Raw genomic sequence first — 18014 nt, forward strand, 5'->3', positions numbered from 1 at the left:
ATTGCGGTTCAATCCGGTGAAGCGGCTTCCTCGACCGGCTCCTTGGCAACCTGGATCTGAATCAGGGGCTGGCCACTCTTGACCTGGCTGCCGGCGCTGCTGTCAATTGCGCTGACGACGCCGTCGCAGTCGGCCTTCAGCGCGTGTTCCATTTTCATTGCCTCCATGGTCGCCAGCAGGTCACCGCAGGTTACGGTTTCTCCCACCTCCACGCAGATTCGGGTCAGGTTGCCCTCCATGGGCGCGCGGATACAGCCGTCACTCTGTGCGTGCTTGGCTCGTGCGGGTGCATAGGTGACATCCCGAAACGTCCACTGCCGGCCCTGAAATATCAGCACCAGCGCCCGCTCAGCCAAATGCCACTGTGCACGTTGTTGTATGCCATTCAGTGTCACACAGGTGAGACTCGCACACGAGGGAGTAATCGCAGCGCTGGACAGGTCGACAGCTATCTCCAGGCCGCTCGGCAGCCGCGCGAGGTAACCCTGGGCGCCCGCTGTACCGAGCTCAACCTGCTGGCAGTCGTGGCCATCGTCGATGCGGTAATGTTTTGGCATTGCCATCCCATTGCTGTGCCAGTTGGCGCGTCCCGCACGCCTTTCCAGCGCGGGAATTGAGAGGTGGTGCAGCAGCGCTACGCCCAGCGCGCGGGCAACATCTCTCGATGACGGTGAAGCTTCTGCTGGCGTGAATTGTCCGTTGAGAAATCCGGTGTGGGCGGCGCCAGCGGAGAACACCGGATCTTGCATGATCTGTTGCAGGAAGAAGCGGTTGTTGCGCGGTCCTATCAATGGCAGCTCACCCAGGGCTCGGGACAAAACGCCGCGCGCACAATCCCGGCTTTCGCCCCAGGCCATCAGTTTGCCCAGCATGGGGTCGTAATAGGGCGATATTTCCAGTCCTTCCGCCAGGGCGTGGTCGAAGCGCATCCGCTGGGTGGCTTCGGACTGGTGGGCGAAGTTTGCGGGTGAATGCCACTGCAGGATTTTCCCGCTCTGGGGCAGGAAGTTTTGCTCCGGGTCTTCCGCGTACAGGCGCACTTCGATTGCGTGCCCGTGAATTTGGATATCCGCCTGGGACAGGGGCAGCGCCTCGCCGTGGGCCACCTGTAGTTGCCAGGCCACCAGGTCGGTTCCGGTGACCAGCTCAGTGACTCCGTGTTCCACCTGCAGGCGGGTGTTCATTTCCAGGAAGTAAAAGTTTTCCTCCGCATCCAACAGGAACTCCACGGTGCCTGCGCCGGTATAGTTGCAGGCTTGTGCCAGTGTCACCGCGGCCTGTCCGAGCCTTTCCCGCAATGTCGGGCTGACCGCAGGGGAGGGGGCTTCCTCCACGACTTTCTGGTGGCGACGCTGAATGGAGCAGTCCCGCTCGCCGAGGTGAATACAGTTTCCGTGGCGGTCGGCAAATACCTGGATTTCGATGTGGCGGCTGTTATCGAGCGCCTTCTCGAGAATGATTTCATCGCTGCCGAATGCCGCCAGGGATTCGGCGCGGGCTGATCGGAGTTGTTCCGCGAGTGTTTCGGGACCGCGCACGACGCGCATTCCGCGACCGCCGCCACCGGCGGCGGCCTTCAGCATCAGTGGGTAGCCGACTTCCGCTGCGCGGGCTGCGAGCTCGCTATCGCTGCCGGTTCCCTGATAACCCGGGATACAGGGCACGCCCGCCTGCAGGGCAAATTCTTTCGCACGCCGTTTGTTGCCCATCAACTCGATCACTTCCGGTGACGGACCGATAAATGTGAGCCCGGCGTCGCTACAGGCGCGGGCAAAGTCGGTGTTTTCCGACAGGAAACCATAGCCCGGGTGCACGCAGTCCGCGTTGCCCTGCAGTGCAGCCCCGATCACTTTTCCGATATCCAGGTAGGATTCCTGCGGGGTATTGCCGCCGATGGGTATGGCTAGGTCCGCCGCCAGTACGTGGGGCGCGCCGCGGTCCGCATCGCTGAATACGGCCAGGGTCCGAAAGCCCATCTGTTTGGCCGTGCGCATGATACGCAGCGCGATTTCTCCGCGGTTGGCGATCAACAAGGTGGGCATGGCTGCGCCCCCGGCGTGTGTTGTGGTCGCTTTCATGGCTGGATCTTTTTGCGCGATGGCAGAATACCCATCAACTTGCAGATAATACCGAGCATTACCTCATCGGCGCCGCCTCCGATGGCGGTCAGGCGCAGGTCGCGGTAGGCGCGGTTGATCGGGGTCTCTTCCATGTAACCCATGCCGCCCCAGTACTGCAGGCACTGGTCCGGGATGCTGCGGGTCAGGCGCCCGGACTTGAGTTTCGCCATCGATGCCAGGGTGGTGACATCTTCGCCTTGTATATAGGCGGTCACCGCGCGGTAGGTGAGGGCGCGCAGGCATTCCACTTCGGTCTGCATTTCCGCGAGGGAAAAATGTACTGTCTGGTTGTTCAGCAGCGGCGCGCCGAAGGCCTCCCGTTCGCGCACATAGTCGATGGTGGCGGTAATACAGTTTTCCAAACCCATCAGTGTCAGGGCGGCACCGGCAAGGCGCTCTTCCTGGAACTGCAGCATCTGCAGCAGGAACCCACTACCTTCCTCACCGATCCGGAAACGCTTGGGAACCCGCACATTGTCGAAAAATACCGGTGCGGTTTCCGACGAGCGCATGCCCATCTTGTGCAAACGGTTGCCCACCCGCACGCCGGGCAGCTTGGCCGGAACAATGATCAGGGATTTGTTGCTGTGTGCCTTGTCGCCACCGGTATTGACCAGGGTGCAGAAAAAGTCGGCGTGGGGCGCATTGGTGATCCACATTTTGCTGCCGTTGATGATGTAGTCATCGCCATCGGCGACCGCAGTGGTGGTAATTGCGGAAACGTCCGAGCCGGCCCCCGGTTCTGACACGGCGATGGAGGCAATGGCCTCGCCGCGCACTGCGGCACTCAGAAATTCTTCCTGCAGCTCTTTGTGGGCGAAGCGCGCCAGTGCGGGGGTGGCCATGGCGGTCTGTACGGAAATGGACAGGGGGACACCGCCGCAATGGGCTGCACCCAGGGTTTCAAGGAAAACCGTCTCGTAACTGAAATCGAGTCCCAGGCCGCCGCAGTGTTCCGGTTTGCTGATCCCCAGTAATCCCAGCTCGCCCAGGCGCTCGAACAGGTCGCGAATGGGAAAACTGCCTGCGGCCTCCCACGCATCCGTGTGGGGGTTCAGTTCCTGCTCTACGAAATGGCGAACGGTGCGCTGCAGTTCCCGGTGCTCGTCGGTCAGCTTCATGGGTGTATTTCCGCGGGTTATTGTTTTGATATTAAAGTCGGGCGACGCCAAAAGTATTTTCGCGCAGTTTCACACGCTCGGCGTCGCCGCAGATTTCCAGCAGCAGGCCCAGCAGGGTACGAGTATCCCGCGGGTCGATGATGCCGTCGTCCCACAGGCGCGCACTGCAGGACAGCGCGTCGGAGCCCGCTTGCATAAATGCCGCGGTGTCTTTCTCCAGCGCGTCGAGAGCCGCGGCATCCACCGCGCCGCTGCGCTGCATCTTCTGTTCGCTGACAATACGCATAACCTTGCCGGCCTGGGCCGCGCCCATTACTGCGGTGCGCGAGTTGGGCCAGGCGAAGATAAAACGCGGATCGAAGCCGCGCCCGCACATGGCGTAGTTGCCCGCGCCGTAAGAGCCGCCCACCACGATGCTGAGCTTGGGCACCCGCGCGTTGGCAACCGCCTGAATCATTTTGGCACCGTGTTTGATGATGCCCTGCTGTTCCACCTCGGTGCCCACCATAAAGCCGGTGGTGTTGTGCAGGAACAGCAGTGGTGTGCCGCTCTGTTCGCAGAGCTGGATAAACTGCGCGGCCTTGTTGGCACCTTTGGGGGTAATGGGACCGTTGTTACCGATGACCCCGACGGCGTGCCCCTGGATACGGATATGACCGCAATAGGTTTGCCGGTCGAATTGCGGTTTGAACGGCAGTGCGGCGGAGCCATCGGCGATGCGCGCAAGGACCTCTTCGACCGGGTAGGGGGTGCGGCTGTCTGCCGGCACAACCCCGAGCAGTTCATCACAAGGATAGAGTGGTTCCTGCCATTGCCGCTGAAACGGTTCCGCACAGGGGGAGGGCAGGGTTGCGACAATTTCACGGGCGAGGCGGATGCCGTCGCGGTCATCTTCCGCCAGGTAGTCGCCGGTGCCGGCCGTGGCGCAATGCATTTCGGCGCCGCCCAGTTCCTCTTCCGTGGCGATCTCGCCGGTGGCCGCCTTTAACAGTGGTGGGCCGGCCAGGAACATGCCGGACTGATTGCGCACCAGTACCACATAATCTGACAGCCCCGGCTGATAGGCACCGCCGGCGGTGGCATTGCCGTGCACCACGGTGACCTGCGGAATACCCGCGGCGGACAGGCGCGCCTGATTGGCGAAGCCGCGCCCGCCGGGGGCAAAGGTTTCATTGGCGTACATCAGATTGGCGCCGCCGCTCTGGGCCAGGGTCACCAGTGGCAGGCGGTTTTCCAGGGCAACCTGCTGGATACGCAGGGCCTTGTCCATGCCCGCCGGGGAGATGGTGCCGCCCTTGACCGCGTAATTGTCCACCCGCACCAGGCAGCGGCGGCCGCTGACGGTACCGATTCCGCAGATGGCGCCGCCGCCGGCGCCGGTGCCATCGCGGTCGTCGTAGAGTTTGTAGCCCGCCAGTGCGCAGAGTTCGATAAACGGTGTGCCCGGGTCGAGCAGGTGGCTCAGCCGCTCCCGCGGCAACAGCAGGTTGCATTGATGGTAGCGCTCGGCCTTGGCCTGCTCCGCGTCGACCACCTTTTGCTGTGCCTGGCGAAAACCGGCGAGGGCCCGCTCCATGGCGGCACGATTGTGATGGAACTCTTCGCCCTGGGTGTTGATATCGGAGCCAATGGGTTGCACGGTCTGCCGCCTCTGTAAATAATGCGCTCTACGCTACCAAGCAAGCGCTTGGTTATCAACCGGGTTGTCAAGCGAACCGGCGCGAATGGCAAGTGGGGAAGTCTTTGAACAGTGAATCCGTGAAAAAAGCAGTGATGAACGAGGCCAGCGCCAAGGCGCGAAAGGGTACCGCCAGTGAGCGCAAGCTGGTGGCGGGCCTGGTGGCCACCGGCGAAGTCAGCGATCCGGATGGTCCCCGCGGGCGCCTGTTACACGCGGCGGCGCGCCTGTTTCAGGAGAAAGGCTTTGCCCAGACCACGGTGCGGGATATTGCCGCGGAGGTGGGCATTTTGTCTGGCAGTATTTTCCACCACTTTCGCAACAAGGAAGAGCTGCTGTGCCAGGTGATGCTGGAAGTTTCCCGGGTGGCGACGGCGCGCATGGCGGCTGCGGCGCAGGAGAGTCCACAGGCACGCCTGCTGGCCTGTATCCGCTGTGAACTGGAAGCGATTCACGGCCTTGCGGTACCGGGGTTTCCGATTCTGGTGAGTGAGTGGCGCAGCCTGTCGGCGGAAAGCCAGCGGCGGGTGCTGGACGAACGCGAACACTACGAATCCATCTGGATCGCAGCGTTGCAACGGCGCCCCGCCGGCGTCGGTATCGCGGATTCGCAGCTTGCGCGCAAGCTGTTACTGGGGGCCCTGGTCCACAGTCACAGTTGGTTCAAGCCCCGCCGGCGCGGCCTGACCCTGGAGGCGCTGGCGGGACAGGTGCTGCTGATGGTGTGGCCGGACCAATGACCGCGACCGGCAAGCGGAGAGGGGGAATCTCCTATTGAGACCCTGTTCTCTCGCCAGCTGTGAACCCGGTTGATAATCCGGCAAGGTGTTACGCCCGTCCAAATTACCTGAGAACCAGTGCGCAATCAGCGCTAGAGGAATATTTTAATCTTCCGGCAGACCGCGCTCGGACACCGGGCGCGGAGCAAATTGGGGTTAAAGGGATTTTGGGGGCAAACCATGTCGGGCCAGCAAAAGTTTCAGATTGTTTCCGCAGGTAAAACACTGCGCGCCAAGGAACCGGGAGAGGTTCTGGCGCAGGTAACCAGTACCTTCTCGATTTCGGCGCAACAGGCGCGCCGGTTGTTACTGAAGGGGTGGGTAATCAAGGATCAGCTGTCACCGGGACAGGTGGTGCAATACCGCACCCAGCTGCAGCAGATTGGACTCAAGATCGAAGTGCACCCGGCGGGCAAGTTCGACAACCGCGCGCTGTTGGCGCGCATGCAATTTGCCCAGCAGCGTCGCGAGCGCAAAGAGGCACCTGCGAAGGTGGTGGCGTCGTCCCCCGCTGTGGTTGAGGAGAGCGCCAGGCGCGAGCAGCAGGATAAGCCGGCAGCGCCGGAAAAGCAGGCACCGGCAAACCCGACACAGGTAGATCACAAAAAGCCGGCAGCCGAGGCGGCCTCGACTGCGCGCGCGCGGGAGCAACTGGCCGCGCTGTTTGAGGATGACCGCAGTGGGGCAGGCGGCCCCTCTGCCGCCGAGCGCGCGCGCCTGCTCGCGGCACTGCCGGCGGCCTGCCTCGTACCCCTGGTGTTCCTGTCACTCGCCGTATTCTGTGTTTACCAGGCGTGCCTCGCCCTGTGGCGTATTCCCGAGGCGGTTATGGCCGGGTCCCTGGGCGCTGGCACCCTGATCGGCAGCGGTTTGACACTGCTTCTGCTGGGGTTGTTTGCCGCACTGTTCCTGATTCCTTATTACCGCGCCCGTCGCGATTCCGGCAGTCCGGGGATTTCCCTGGGCAAGGCCGACGCACCGGGGCTGTTCCTGCTGCTGGAAATACTTAAAGGCAAGCTTGACGGGGTTGTCCCCACGGCGGTGCAGGCCAATCCGGGGGCGGATACCCTGGCGCGCAGCGAGGGTTTTGTTGCGCACTGGCGCGGCGAAGTCACCCTCTCCCTCGGCCTGTCCGCAGCTGCCACGTTGAACGGGGGCGATAACCTGGCACTTATCGCGCGTGCTCTGTCGTTCCACCAGACTCGCCTGATTCGGGTCGCCAGCTGGTTGCAGCTGGTGCCGCAGCAGCGACTGCAGGCCATGCAGGAAGCGCTGGAGAGTGAGAGTACCGTGGTGTCTGCCGGTGGCGAAGCGAAGGGGCCGGCGCGCGCCCTGCACAAGTTGCTTGCAATGTCCGGCCTTGCGCTGGTGCCGGTGATCGAACGCCTGCACGGGCTGCATCGGGGGCTGAGCAAGGGGCTGGGAACCCTGCTCGAGCGGCGCGCTGATGGGATTGCGGCGAGCGTGCTTGGCAGCGATGCCTGTGCCGGATTCGCCGCCCGCTGGCACCAGCTGGTCCACGCGGATCTGGTTACCAGTGAAATCAATCGCGAAGCGCAGCTGATGGGTAAGCGCTTGAGCGACTATCCCGCCGCGGTGGGCTGGCTGTATCGCAATCTGGATTCTGAAACTCGTTCCAGCATCGAACTGGCGATGGATGAGGATTCCGATGTTTGGAACCCCGCTGAGCCCGCCAACCACAGCCGGGTGGCAGAAATGGAAGAGCGCCAGCTGCCGTCGATGTTGGCCCGCAGCGATTTCAGCCTGGCCAAGCTGTTTGCGGAGTTCCGCGAACTGAGTAGTCGTGTCAGCCGCTTGGGGGTCGATGAGCATTGTCGTGCGGTAGACAACCACCTGTTGATGACCGCCAACAAAGAGGTGGAACAGGCGCAGGGGGTACTGGCGGAGTATTTCAACCGGGTCATGCCGCGGGAACTGCTTGCGCTCAAAGTGCCGGCCCATGAGGAATTGCAACAAATGGACCTGCAGCAGACCGTGGACTGGCTGCGCAGCCGTCTGGTGGACCTGCGGGAGCAGGAGCAGCGCCATGCCACCCTGCAGTTGGCCGCTTCCCGTATCCAGCTGGGCGCCGCGCTGTTGCGCAGCAACTGCAAGGTGGATCCGGGCAAATACCACCTCAGTGGCGTCACACCAGCAGCCGCCGACGAGTCCCGACGGGACAATCGCGAGCGACTCAAGGAATGCCAGCAGCAACGCCACAGGATATGGCAGATGTTCTACCAGCGGATATTGAAGGCGCTGGAGACACTGGATGTATCCGAGCACAGCCGCAGTCAGGAACTGCTGTCGCAGCTTGCCGCATTCGACCGCCTGCGGGAGCCCCTCGCGTCCCTGGAGCAGTACGGCGACCTCGTCAGTGAGGCGATAGAGCAGATGGCGGAAGAAAAAATACCGGAGCAGCTGCTGCAGAAATATACGGCGCTTATCCTGAAGCAGATCGACCAATTGCTGGCCCTGGTAGAGGATCACGGCGAGGCCATGGGCGCCGCGCTTGCGCAGCGCGTTGCGGTATTTTCCGAGTCGCGGTCGTTTCTGGATGGGCAGCAAGCGCGGGATGAACGCGGTCGCCTGCAGGCGGTCGAGCTCCGCTGCAAGCACGTCTGCGCGCTGGTTGTGGAGTGCTACCAGCAGGTGCTGGCTGAGTTGCTGGAGCTGTGCCTGGCGGAAGAAAGGCGGCGCAACATCAGGCCGTTGCGCCTTGCCGGCGTGCTCTCGTAACCGGCTCTGGCCGGTCAGCCGCCGGCCAGTTTCACTTTCAGATTCTTTGCTTCCAGTGCTGTCTTGATCTCGCTGCGCTTGTCACCCTGGATTTCGATAACACCGTCCTTCAGGGTGCCGCCACAACCACAGCGCTTTTTGAGTTCCGCCAGTATCAGCTTCAGTTCGCTGTCGCTTCCCTCCAGTCCGCGCACGCAGGTCACGCCCTTGCCTTTGCGCCCGTTGGTCTCCCGCTGGATACGCACGATGCCATCACCGCTGTGGCGGGTTTCCGCCCGCGGTTCCTCTTTGATTCGGCCGCGGTCGGTGGAGTAGACGAGGCGGTTCTTTTCGCGCATGGGAGTTCCTGATAGCCGGTGGATCTGTGGCTCATAATTGAAGAGGGCGCAAGGATAGCGAAATCCCCGGCGACTGTTAATGCGTCGGCAGCGCATCGTGGCACTTAATCTCCCGCTAGGGCTCGGCTAGAATGTGTGCCACTGCATTGCATGCTCCCCGGTCGGACCGCGAATGTCGCCGGGGCTCATACCAGCCTTAGGGAAACAAATCAGGATCAGATTGCATGGCATTGACTGGCACCAGGAAGCTGCTCAACGAGGTGATTTTCGGCACCGACACACCGGCGGGAAAGAACTTCGATGTGATTTTGATCTGGACCATCCTGCTGAGTGTGGCACTGGTGATGTTGGCCTCCATCGAGAGCTGGTCCGTGCGCCATGGCGAGCTGTTCATTACCCTCGAATGGATTTTTACCGCGTTGTTTACCGTGGAATACCTGACCCGGATTTACTGCGCGACGGACCGCAAGGCCTATATTTTCAGCTTCTACGGCATTGTGGACCTGCTGGCGATCCTGCCCAGTTACCTCGCGCTGATCTTTACCGGCGCCACCTACCTGATGGTGATCCGACTGTTGCGGGTATTGCGGGTGTTCCGGGTGCTCAAGCTGGTGCGCTACCTGAGCGACGCCAACCTGTTGATGCGTTCCCTGTGGCAGGCGCGCCGCAAGATTTTGGTGTTTTATGCAAGCGTGCTGGTGCTGTGCATCATTTTCGGCTCCATCATGTTTCTGGTGGAAGGGCCAAAGCACGGCTTTACCAGTATCCCCACCAGTATTTACTGGACCATCGTCACCATCACCACCGTCGGCTTCGGCGACATTACTCCACACACCGTCCTGGGACAGACCATTGCCTCCATGACCATGCTGATCGGCTACTCCATCATCGCGGTGCCCACGGGCATTGTGACTGCCGAGCTCGCCCACGAGCTGGGCAAGGAGAAGACTCTGGCCCGCTGTGCCAACTGCGGCCGCGCCGGACACGACGCGGATTCCGAGTTCTGCAAGCACTGCGGCTACCGGCTGGAAGATTTTGAGCCCACCTCCGCGGATTGAGCCCCAGGGTGGGGTTTGCGCCAGCCCCGGGAAGTCATTACTCTTGCCGCCCACCGCTGACACCCATCCTTGCCACAGGTAGTCGAGATCAATGGATATTCAGGGATATTGCGCGCCCGGATTCGAGGCGCTGTACGACGCATTTGCCACCAATTTTCGCGAACACGGCGACGTGGGCGCCGCTTTCTGTGCGATCCAGCACGGAGAAGTGGTGGCATCCCTGTGGGCCGGCAGTGCGGACCGGGGGGGCGAGCGGGCCTTCGAGGAAGACACCCTGGTCAATGTGTTCTCGTCGTCCAAAGGGGTGCTGGCGCTGCTGGCACTGCAGCAGGTGGCCGCAGGCAACCTCGACCTGGACCGGCCCGTGGCGGACTACTGGCCCGAGTTTGCCGCTGCCGGCAAAGCGGAAATCACCGCCCGTCAGCTCCTGTGCCACCGCTCCGGTGTCATCGCCTTTCGCGAACGGGTGGCCGACAGCCTGATCTATGACTGGCAGGCTGCCCTGCAGCAGGTGGCGGCGACGGAGCCCTGGTGGCAGCCGGGCTCGGCACAGGGCTATTCCCCGTTTCTTTACGGTTGGACCCTGGGGGGACTGATAGAGAAAGCCAGTGGCGAACCGCTGATGACACTGTATCGCCGGCTGATTGCGGAACCGCTGTCACTGGATGGCGGTTTCGGTGCAGTTGGCCACCGTTCCTCCTCGGTTGCCGATGTGGGGCCGCTGAAAAAGCCGTTGCCGGAACTGCGCGATAACGCAATCGGTCGCTCCATCAAACAGGATCGCCAGGGCGCGGTGGCCACCGCATTTACCAACCCGGTAACCCTGATGATGGGGACCAATGGCGACGAGTGGCGCAGCGCTTTGATCCCCGCTGCCAACGGGCACTTCAGTGCGCGGGATCTGGCCACCATATATGGAGACCTGTCAGCGGACACGCCCTCATTGTTACCCGCCACAGTACTGGCGGACGCGACCACCGAGCAGAGCAGGGCACAGGATCGTATTCTGCAGGCGGATGTGGCGTTCGGCTGCGGATTCATACTCTCCGGTAATGCTGAGGATCTGCACTTCGGCAGCGCTGCCGGTTTCGGCCATCCCGGTGCCGGCGGCAGTATCGGTTTTGCGGATCCTGCAGCGGGTATCGGCTTTGGCTACGCCACCTCCCGCATGGGGCAGAGCCTGTTTATGGACCAGCGCGCGGTGGGGCTGGTGAACTGCCTTTGCCGTTTGCTCTGATCTCCGGTTTTCGACATTGAGGTTGTACTAATGAGTGAAAGCAATACCGAGCTGGCGGCGCGGGTGGATGAACTGGAAACCCGGTTGGCGTTTCAGGAGGATACCCTGGCGCAGCTGAATGACCAGATTGCATCGCAGGATGCGCAGATCCGCGCGCTGATGAACCGCTTGCGAGAAGTGTCGGGCAAATACCAGGACCTGATTTTCGAGATGCACAAGGGTGCAAGTCCCGGGGATGAAAAGCCGCCGCACTATTAACCTGCGGGCTGGGTGGCTGGTACGCCGGGGATAACCCGGCGTAATTTTTGTTCGCTGCCACCCGCGCATTCCTCCCTTTCTGCACCCCTTGCGACATTGGCGCACGCTTCCTTTTGTCGACGGCAAACGCCGCCGGATTTTTGATTGATCCGCTGCAAGTCAAGCCTTGACAAGTTTTTTTCCACATGTTCCCGGCACAATTTTTCGTGGCGCTGGCCACTTCGGGAATTGGTACGCTGCGCGCAAAAAAGTCGCTAACCTATTGATTTAAAAGCTTTATTATAAAGGGGTCAAAAAGTGCGCAAAATGCTGGGGGCCAGTGTTGTCGCCGCTTGCGGTCCGGTTTTACAGAATCATGCACAGAGTTATCCACAGATCTTGTGGACGACCAAATTACACGCAATTACAGCAGGCTTTCGCGACGCTGACAGGCCGGATCGGCCGAGAGACCGAACTTGATCGAGGCGTCAAAATGCGAGCTGAACGGTAGACCTGATCACACTTTCCGAATAGTCTTCCCGGCCATGGCGAGCACGGTTCAGCTTCCAGTCAGGAATTGCCTGTGATACTGCGTGCATCGACCCCAGATACCACTTTCGGTAGACCGGGGGTTGGCCGAATTCTCACCCGTCATAAGTACAAGCGTTAGGAGAAGCTTCAATGAAAAAATGGGTAGCCATTCTTGCTCTGGGTTCGCTGGTAGGTTGTACCACCCTCGACCCGTACACCCAGGAGAGCAAAACCAGCAACGCCGCCAAGGGCGCTGGTGCTGGGGCAGTCGCTGGTGCCATCATCGGCGCCGCAACTGCCAGCAAAAAGGACCGCAAGAAGGGGGCCATTACCGGTGCTCTCGGTGGTGCGGCCATTGGCGGTGGTATCGGTTATTACATGGACCGCCAGGAAATGGCCCTGCGCCAGCGTCTCGAAGGCACTGGTGTGCGGGTGCAGCGTGAAGGCGACAATATCCGCCTGATCATGCCGGGCAACATTACCTTTGCCACCAACCGCTATGAAATCCGTAGCGATTTCTACGACACGCTGGACTCCGTGGTGCTGGTACTGAACGAATTCGACAAAACAGCGATTCGCGTCAGCGGTCACACCGACAGCACTGGTTCCGATGTTACCAACCAGAACCTGTCTGAGCGTCGCGCCCAGTCTGTCGCCAATTTCTTCGCCCAGCGTGAAGTGGCTGCCGGTCGCGTGCAGGCGGTAGGTTACGGTGAACGTTACCCCATCGCTTCCAATGACTCCGACGCCGGCCGTCAGGCCAACCGTCGGGTTGAGCTGGAATTGCTACCGCTGCAGTAGCAAGATAAGAGGGCGCTTCGGCGCCCTTTTTTATTGCCCGATAAAAACACGCCAGGGAGTAGGAGATGTACGCAAGACAAGCCATGGAAAGACTGGGTTCGGTTAGTGTCACGATCGAGAAGCTGGCGTTGCGCCTGGCGGTGACCGTTATTGCATGCCTTGTCAGTACGACAGCAGCGCTGGCCGGCAACAACGTCGACGACAGTGCCGACGACAAAGCGATGCCCGTGTCGGAAGCCCCACGGGTGGCGGGGCGCAATAGCGGTGACGAGGATTTTCAAAAGGTCTACGAGCGCATTGACGACAGTGACGTGGCTCGCCAGTTCGAACACGCCGAGTGGGTGGCGCAGGTCAAGATTACCGGTGTGCACCGGATGGTGGACAACGCGCTCTCGGAGCCAGGCATGGTAGCAATCCTGGGGTACGTTTATTCCGGTGTCGCACAGAAAGTATGGAAGGGCGAGCAGGGTGAGCTGGTGGCATTCCGGATCACACTGGATGCCTGCGACCGCAAGTTGGTGCGCGGTGAGCAGTACCTGCTGTTTGCGGAAACCGATACCGATGGGCGGCTGCAGATCGCCAGTTGCCAGGGCGTAATGGCCGGTGCTGACGCGGCATCGCTGCTGGCCTATCTACAGCCTGAAAGCCAGGGCTGAGAAGCTCATATAGATCTCAACCTAATAAAAAGTGGCACTGATACAACCATAAACACTGTAAATTGGGAATAATGTTCCTTGAAGTGCGGCAATTGAAGATTATTCTTATCAGTATTGGCGCTGACTTCTTCCGTAGAAACACATGCTGTGAAGAATGCTGTGGCTCCAACGGCGAGACCTGGGCAGTTTGGTGCTGCACATCAAGTCTCTGCAAGCTGTGCCCGACCGGGTTGATCCGCAAGGGCACATTCGCCGGAACTGGATGCCGCCCGCACGGGTCTTGCTCCGACACATTTACTGCAACCACCAGGGGTCATTGGGTTTATGAAAAAACTACTGTTACCACTGATTATCTTACTGCTCATCATCGGCTACTTCATGTCGCAGAAATCCGACAAGGCGGTCGATGATCAATACGACCAGATGGAGCAGCCCAAGAGCGAAAGCATGGACGATTCCATGCCGGATACCACTACACCGCCGGACATGGATTCGGATCCGACCATGCCACAGGAGAGCGACGACGTAGCGCCGGAAACGCCGGATACCGGTGAGCCACAAACGTCCGACAGCCTGTTGGATGAGACCAAGGAAGCGGCTTCTGAGGCCGGTGACGTCATCGAAGATGCGGCGAAAAAAGCCGGGGATGCCATCGAGGACGCCGGTGAGGCCACTAAAGATGCCGCCGAAGACGCGATGGACAAACTCAAGGGTGAAGATTCCACAACCGAGGACGAGCCGCAGCAGTAACTGCGTCTCACTGGAAGCGCACATTTGCGCAAGCCAAAAGGCCGCGACTGGTTCGCGGCCTTTTTGTTTTCTAAGCTTAATGTGTAGTAGTTGTACTGGTTACGCGGCCATGATCGAGCACTGCTGGCATCACAATCACGATATCCTCGAGATCCGGCCGGTTGCGCATGTGAACCCCGCCGAGTTTCGCGCGCTTGCCGCGCAGGTGGACCCGGTGATTAGCCAGCAGGGTGGTCTCCAGGGGTTGCTGATCGACGCCCGCCATTTCACCGGTTGGCAGAGTTTCGCCGATCTGGTTTCCCACTGCGTGTTTATTCGCAATCAGCATCGCCAGCTGCACAAGATTGCAATCCTCTCTGACAACACCCTGTTGCGTTTTATGCCGCAATTGCTCAACCATTTCGTTGCGGCGGAAGTGCGCCCGTTTCGCGGTAGCGAATTGCAGCCGGCACTGGATTGGTTGAGTCAGGCCGGGTAAATTCAGCGCTTTTCAGCGGAAATTTCCCCATGCAGTTGGCCGTCACCGCCGCGCAAGCCGAATTCAATCCGAGCGCTGAGGCGCTTGCCGCCAGCCTGGCGCTGCCATTTCTGGGTAGTGCTTCACCAAAAGACATCGAGGAATTCCCGTTTGTGCTGGAGTTCGGTCCCGCATTGCAGCTCTGCGCTACCGGTCGCAAGGCGCCGGGTCCGGTACTGGTGGATTTTGTCAGCGGCGCTGCTGCCCACCGACGCAAGTTCGGCGGCGGCAAGGGGCAGCAGGTCGCCAAGGCGGTGGGTATTCGCGGTGGCTTCTACCCGCAGGTTATAGATGCCACCGCCGGGCTGGGGCGGGACGCGTTTGTGCTGGCCTCACTCGGTTGCAGTGTGCGCATGCTGGAGCGCAACCCTGTGGTCTATGCATTACTGGAGGATGGCTTGCGGCGGCTGCAGGAAGCTGCGCTGGAGGACCGGGAGCTGGCACCGATTGCCAAGCGCCTGGTGCTGGAAGAGCGGGTGGGCAGTGCCGCGGGCTGGCTGGCGGCGCAGCCGGAAGAATCGCTGCCGGTGGTTTTTCTGGATCCGATGTTCCCCAGTCGCGACAAAAGCGCCAAGGTGAAAAAAGAAATGGTGGCGTTCCACCAGCTGGTGGGGGCGGACGAGGACGCGAACCAGCTGTTGGCGCCGGCGCGCGCCGCCTGTTATTACCGCACCGTGGTCAAGCGACCGCGGCTGGCGCCCTATCTGGCGGATACCAAACCCAGCCTGTCCCTGGAGGGCAAGTCCGGGCGTTTCGATATCTATACCCGGCACGGGGTGCCGGGCTGAAGGTGTGCGAGATCAGCAGTTCACCGCGTTTACGGCAAGGCCGCCGAGGGACGTTTCCTTGTACTTGCTCTGCATATCGATACCGGTCTGGCGCATGGTTTCGATCACGCTGTCCAGGGGCACGATATGCGCGCCGGTTCCACGCAGGGCCAGGCGCGCGGCATTGATCGCCTTCACTGCGCCCATGGTATTGCGCTCGATGCAGGGCACCTGCACCAGTCCCCCGATGGGGTCGCAGGTGAGCCCCAGGTTGTGCTCCATGCCGATCTCCGCGGCGTTTTCGATCTGCTGGTTGCTGCCGCCCTGGACCGCGGCGAGCCCCGCGGATGCCATGGAGCACGCGACGCCGATCTCACCCTGGCAGCCCACTTCGGCGGCGGAAATGGACGCGTTTTTCTTGAACAGCATGCCGATGGCACCGGCGGTCAGCAGGAATTCCACTACCTGGTCCTTGAGGTCGCCGTGGATTGCCGGGTCGTGCACAAAGCGCACATAGTAGGCAACGGTGGCGGGGATCACCCCGGCAGCGCCGTTGGTTGGGGCGGTGACGATACGACCGCGCGCGGCGTTTTCCTCGTTTACCGCAAGGGCGAACAGGCTCACCCAGTCGAGGATCGCCAGGCCCTGACGGCGCTCTTCTTCGGTCTGCTTGCTGAGTTCCCGGTAGTGTTCTTCTGCGCGTCGGCGCACCCCGAGGCCTCCGGGTAGCACGCCGCGCTGATGGCAGCCGCGCTCGATGGAGGCTTCCATTACCTCCCAGATCTGCCACAGGCCAGCCTTGATTTCCTGTTCGCTGCGGAACGCCTTTTCGTTTTCCATCGCGAGCTCGGCGATGGTCCAGCCGCGCTGTTCGCAGATTTCCATCAGTTCCTGGGCGGAGCTGAAGTCGTAGGGCAGAACCGTGGCAATTTCTTCCTTGTGCTTGAAGTCCTCTTCCGACAGTACGAAGCCGCCGCCAATGGAGAAATAGCTGCGTTCAAACAACAGGTTGTCTCCGGCGAATGCGCGGCAGGTCATGCCGTTGGAGTGCTGTGGCAGAAATTCTTCCTTGTGAAACAGCAGGTCGCGCTCCTGCTCGAACTGCACCGAGTGGGAGCCACCCAGCGCCAGGCACTGCTGCGCGGCGATATCAGCCAGCTTGTCCTCGATGGTGTTGACATCAATGGTGTCCGGGGCTTCGCCCAGCAATCCCATCAGTACCGCCATATCGGTGCCGTGGCCGACCCCGGTGAGCGCGAGGGAGCCGTACAGGTGCACCTCCACGCGATCGGTTTGCGGTAATTCTCCACGGGCGGTCAGATCGGATATGAACTGTTTTGCCGCAACCATGGGGCCGACGGTGTGGGAGCTGGATGGGCCGACGCCGATCTTGAACAACTCAAAAATGCTGATGCTCATAGCAGGCTTGTGAAATCTCTCGTCATTGGCAGTTGGACCCGTTGCCCCAGGGGCGACGCGACTGCCGTAAGTGTAGTTTTATAGTATGTAACCGCTGGCCGTGTGCGGGTCGGGAGGCCGTTGGCGGGCAGCGGCCGACAACTTCGCCGATGCCGCCAGCCGGTGCAAGAAGGGGGCGGGAAATCGAGATTTTATTTGGTTGGACTCATGCCCCGTGCAACAAACAACTACACAGGGCGCGGCAGACAGAGGGAATGTTGCGAATAATCGGGCAACTTTGGTCAGGGTGCCGTGGCTACCAGTGTCGCCCTCAGCGGTGCGGGGTGCCCCTCGAGAGTTTTGCGGTGATCTGCCGGGTCGAGGAAATCCACCAGTGACTCGAAGCGCATCCAGTCGGTACTGCGCTGTTCCTCGAGGCTGGTGCGATCCAGGTCCACGGTGCGGGGCTCGACGAATCCCACCTTGCGCAGCCAGCTCTCCAGTGTGGCGGTGGTGGGGAAGAACCACACATTGCGCATTTTGGCGTAGCGGCCCTCGGGCACCAGACACTCCCCCGGATCGCCGTCGATCACCAGGGTCTCCAGCACCAGCTGGCCGCCGGGGCGCAGGGTTTCCCGCAGTTCCCGCAGGTGATCCAGTGGCGAGCGGCGGTGATACAGCACACCCATGGAAAAGGTGGTGTCGAACGCCTGCAGTTGCGGCGGTAGCGCCTCGATACCCAGCGGCAGTACATCCACCGGCCGGTGCATACCGAGATATTTTTTTGATGCGTAAAACTGGGCGACAAATTTCGCCGAAGGATCTATGCCAACCACGCGGCGTGCACCGGCTCCGTACTGGCGCCAGCAGTGGTAACCGCTGCCGCAGCCGACGTCGAGCACCAGCCGGTTTTGCAGCGGCGCCAGGTGTGGCGACACGCGATCCCACTTCCAGTCCGAGCGCCACTCGGTGTCGATGAAAACATCGAACAGGTTCCAGGGGCCCTTGCGCCAGGGGTGCAGTTTGCGCAGCTGGGCTTCCAGTTGCTGGCGCTGCGCCGGGGTGGCGTCGTCGGTATTTCCGGCGCGCACTTCGCTGTCAAAGGTGACGGAAGAGGGGGTGAGGTCCGGCAGTCCCGCCAGCACCGCTTCCCATTCCGGAAGTTCCCCCCAGCGCTGGGGATCCAGTCCCTGGGCTATCTGCTGCGGCAGGCTGGTGAGCCAGGGCCGCAGCTCGGGAATGTGATGCAGGCCCGCATAGAGCTGGGTGTAGTCGATCATGGGGTAA

Annotated in this window: 16 protein-coding genes; 10 read left to right on the forward strand and 6 right to left on the reverse strand. The window is 61.2% G+C overall.

What is annotated here, in order from left to right:
- Positions 1-8: 8 nt before the first annotated feature.
- From QZ511_RS03875 to QZ511_RS03885, 3 genes are read right to left on the reverse strand one after another with little or no spacing between them, the layout of a single operon-like run.
- Positions 9-2078: a biotin carboxylase N-terminal domain-containing protein gene (locus tag QZ511_RS03875; RefSeq protein WP_295799225.1), complete on the reverse strand. Its 2070-nt coding sequence runs from the start codon at positions 2076-2078 to the stop codon at positions 9-11.
- Entirely contained in the window at positions 2075-3241 is a 1167-nt protein-coding gene (locus tag QZ511_RS03880; RefSeq protein WP_295799228.1) for an acyl-CoA dehydrogenase family protein, read from the reverse strand. Before QZ511_RS03880 ends, QZ511_RS03875 begins: the two co-directional genes overlap by 4 nt.
- Before the next feature lie 31 nt (positions 3242-3272).
- On the reverse strand, positions 3273-4880 hold the full coding sequence (locus tag QZ511_RS03885; RefSeq protein WP_295799231.1) for an acyl-CoA carboxylase subunit beta: 1608 nt from the start codon (positions 4878-4880) through the stop codon (positions 3273-3275).
- A gap of 119 nt (positions 4881-4999) precedes the next feature.
- Here QZ511_RS03885 and QZ511_RS03890 point away from each other — a divergent pair, with 119 nt between their 5' ends.
- A complete protein-coding gene (locus QZ511_RS03890) occupies positions 5000-5659 on the forward strand; it encodes a TetR/AcrR family transcriptional regulator (protein WP_295799235.1) in 660 nt (219 codons plus the stop codon).
- 219 nt (positions 5660-5878) lie between these two features.
- Positions 5879-8437, forward strand: a complete 2559-nt coding sequence (locus QZ511_RS03895; protein ID WP_295799238.1) for a hypothetical protein — start codon at positions 5879-5881, stop codon at positions 8435-8437.
- 14 nt (positions 8438-8451) lie between these two features.
- On the opposite strand, the gene yciH is transcribed toward QZ511_RS03895, so the two are convergent.
- Complete coding sequence (gene yciH, locus QZ511_RS03900; RefSeq protein ID WP_295799240.1) at positions 8452-8775, reverse strand: stress response translation initiation inhibitor YciH; 324 nt, start codon at positions 8773-8775, stop codon at positions 8452-8454.
- A gap of 224 nt (positions 8776-8999) precedes the next feature.
- On the opposite strand from yciH, the gene QZ511_RS03905 reads away from it, so the two are divergent.
- The 8 genes from QZ511_RS03905 to QZ511_RS03940 all read left to right on the forward strand — a co-directional run bounded on the left by QZ511_RS03905 (position 9000) and on the right by QZ511_RS03940 (position 15350).
- A complete protein-coding gene (locus QZ511_RS03905; protein ID WP_295799243.1) occupies positions 9000-9833 on the forward strand; it encodes an ion transporter in 834 nt (277 codons plus the stop codon).
- Between the two features lie 91 nt (positions 9834-9924).
- Positions 9925-11070: a serine hydrolase domain-containing protein gene (locus QZ511_RS03910; RefSeq protein WP_295799245.1), complete on the forward strand. Its 1146-nt coding sequence runs from the start codon at positions 9925-9927 to the stop codon at positions 11068-11070.
- A 30-nt stretch (positions 11071-11100) separates the two neighbouring features.
- Complete coding sequence (locus QZ511_RS03915) at positions 11101-11328, forward strand: SlyX family protein (RefSeq protein WP_295799247.1); 228 nt, start codon at positions 11101-11103, stop codon at positions 11326-11328.
- Positions 11329-11988: 660 nt separating this feature from the next.
- Positions 11989-12639, forward strand: a complete 651-nt coding sequence (locus QZ511_RS03920; RefSeq protein WP_295799249.1) for an OmpA family protein — start codon at positions 11989-11991, stop codon at positions 12637-12639.
- A 65-nt stretch (positions 12640-12704) separates the two neighbouring features.
- Positions 12705-13295 carry a hypothetical protein gene (locus QZ511_RS03925; protein ID WP_295799252.1) on the forward strand — a complete coding sequence of 197 codons (591 nt, stop codon included), beginning with the start codon at positions 12705-12707 and terminating at the stop codon, positions 13293-13295.
- Between the two features lie 324 nt (positions 13296-13619).
- The gene (locus QZ511_RS03930) at positions 13620-14045 is read left to right on the forward strand and encodes a hypothetical protein (RefSeq protein WP_295799254.1); all 426 of its coding nucleotides are present in this window, start codon (positions 13620-13622) and stop codon (positions 14043-14045) included.
- A 109-nt stretch (positions 14046-14154) separates the two neighbouring features.
- Positions 14155-14523, forward strand: a complete 369-nt coding sequence (locus tag QZ511_RS03935) for an STAS/SEC14 domain-containing protein (protein ID WP_295799258.1) — start codon at positions 14155-14157, stop codon at positions 14521-14523.
- Between the two features lie 29 nt (positions 14524-14552).
- Positions 14553-15350 carry a class I SAM-dependent methyltransferase gene (locus QZ511_RS03940; RefSeq protein WP_295799261.1) on the forward strand — a complete coding sequence of 266 codons (798 nt, stop codon included), beginning with the start codon at positions 14553-14555 and terminating at the stop codon, positions 15348-15350.
- 12 nt (positions 15351-15362) lie between these two features.
- On the opposite strand, the gene QZ511_RS03945 is transcribed toward QZ511_RS03940, so the two are convergent.
- Together QZ511_RS03945 and cmoB are read right to left on the reverse strand one after the other, a co-directional pair.
- A complete protein-coding gene (locus tag QZ511_RS03945; protein ID WP_295799264.1) occupies positions 15363-16748 on the reverse strand; it encodes an L-serine ammonia-lyase in 1386 nt (461 codons plus the stop codon).
- 281 nt (positions 16749-17029) lie between these two features.
- Complete coding sequence (gene cmoB / locus QZ511_RS03950) at positions 17030-18007, reverse strand: tRNA 5-methoxyuridine(34)/uridine 5-oxyacetic acid(34) synthase CmoB (RefSeq protein WP_295799267.1); 978 nt, start codon at positions 18005-18007, stop codon at positions 17030-17032.
- Positions 18008-18014: the final 7 nt, after the last annotated feature.

The organism is uncultured Microbulbifer sp. (genome assembly GCF_913055755.1).
GTDB lineage: Bacteria > Pseudomonadota > Gammaproteobacteria > Pseudomonadales > Cellvibrionaceae > Microbulbifer.

Excerpts from the sequence above, each read along its gene's own strand:
- QZ511_RS03880 (WP_295799228.1), bottom strand. The coding sequence starts at position 3,241 with ATGAAGCTGACCGACGAGCACCGGGAACTGCAGCGCACCGTTCGCCAT.
- QZ511_RS03895 (WP_295799238.1), top strand. The coding sequence starts at position 5,879 with ATGTCGGGCCAGCAAAAGTTTCAGATTGTTTCCGCAGGTAAAACACTG.
- QZ511_RS03915 (WP_295799247.1), top strand. The coding sequence starts at position 11,101 with ATGAGTGAAAGCAATACCGAGCTGGCGGCGCGGGTGGATGAACTGGAA.
- yciH (WP_295799240.1), bottom strand. The coding sequence starts at position 8,775 with ATGCGCGAAAAGAACCGCCTCGTCTACTCCACCGACCGCGGCCGAATC.
- QZ511_RS03875 (WP_295799225.1), bottom strand. The coding sequence starts at position 2,078 with ATGAAAGCGACCACAACACACGCCGGGGGCGCAGCCATGCCCACCTTG.
- QZ511_RS03935 (WP_295799258.1), top strand. The coding sequence starts at position 14,155 with ATGATCGAGCACTGCTGGCATCACAATCACGATATCCTCGAGATCCGG.
- QZ511_RS03920 (WP_295799249.1), top strand. The coding sequence starts at position 11,989 with ATGAAAAAATGGGTAGCCATTCTTGCTCTGGGTTCGCTGGTAGGTTGT.
- cmoB (WP_295799267.1), bottom strand. The coding sequence starts at position 18,007 with ATGATCGACTACACCCAGCTCTATGCGGGCCTGCATCACATTCCCGAG.
- QZ511_RS03945 (WP_295799264.1), bottom strand. The coding sequence starts at position 16,748 with ATGAGCATCAGCATTTTTGAGTTGTTCAAGATCGGCGTCGGCCCATCC.
- QZ511_RS03910 (WP_295799245.1), top strand. The coding sequence starts at position 9,925 with ATGGATATTCAGGGATATTGCGCGCCCGGATTCGAGGCGCTGTACGAC.
- QZ511_RS03925 (WP_295799252.1), top strand. The coding sequence starts at position 12,705 with ATGTACGCAAGACAAGCCATGGAAAGACTGGGTTCGGTTAGTGTCACG.
- QZ511_RS03905 (WP_295799243.1), top strand. The coding sequence starts at position 9,000 with ATGGCATTGACTGGCACCAGGAAGCTGCTCAACGAGGTGATTTTCGGC.
- QZ511_RS03940 (WP_295799261.1), top strand. The coding sequence starts at position 14,553 with ATGCAGTTGGCCGTCACCGCCGCGCAAGCCGAATTCAATCCGAGCGCT.
- QZ511_RS03930 (WP_295799254.1), top strand. The coding sequence starts at position 13,620 with ATGAAAAAACTACTGTTACCACTGATTATCTTACTGCTCATCATCGGC.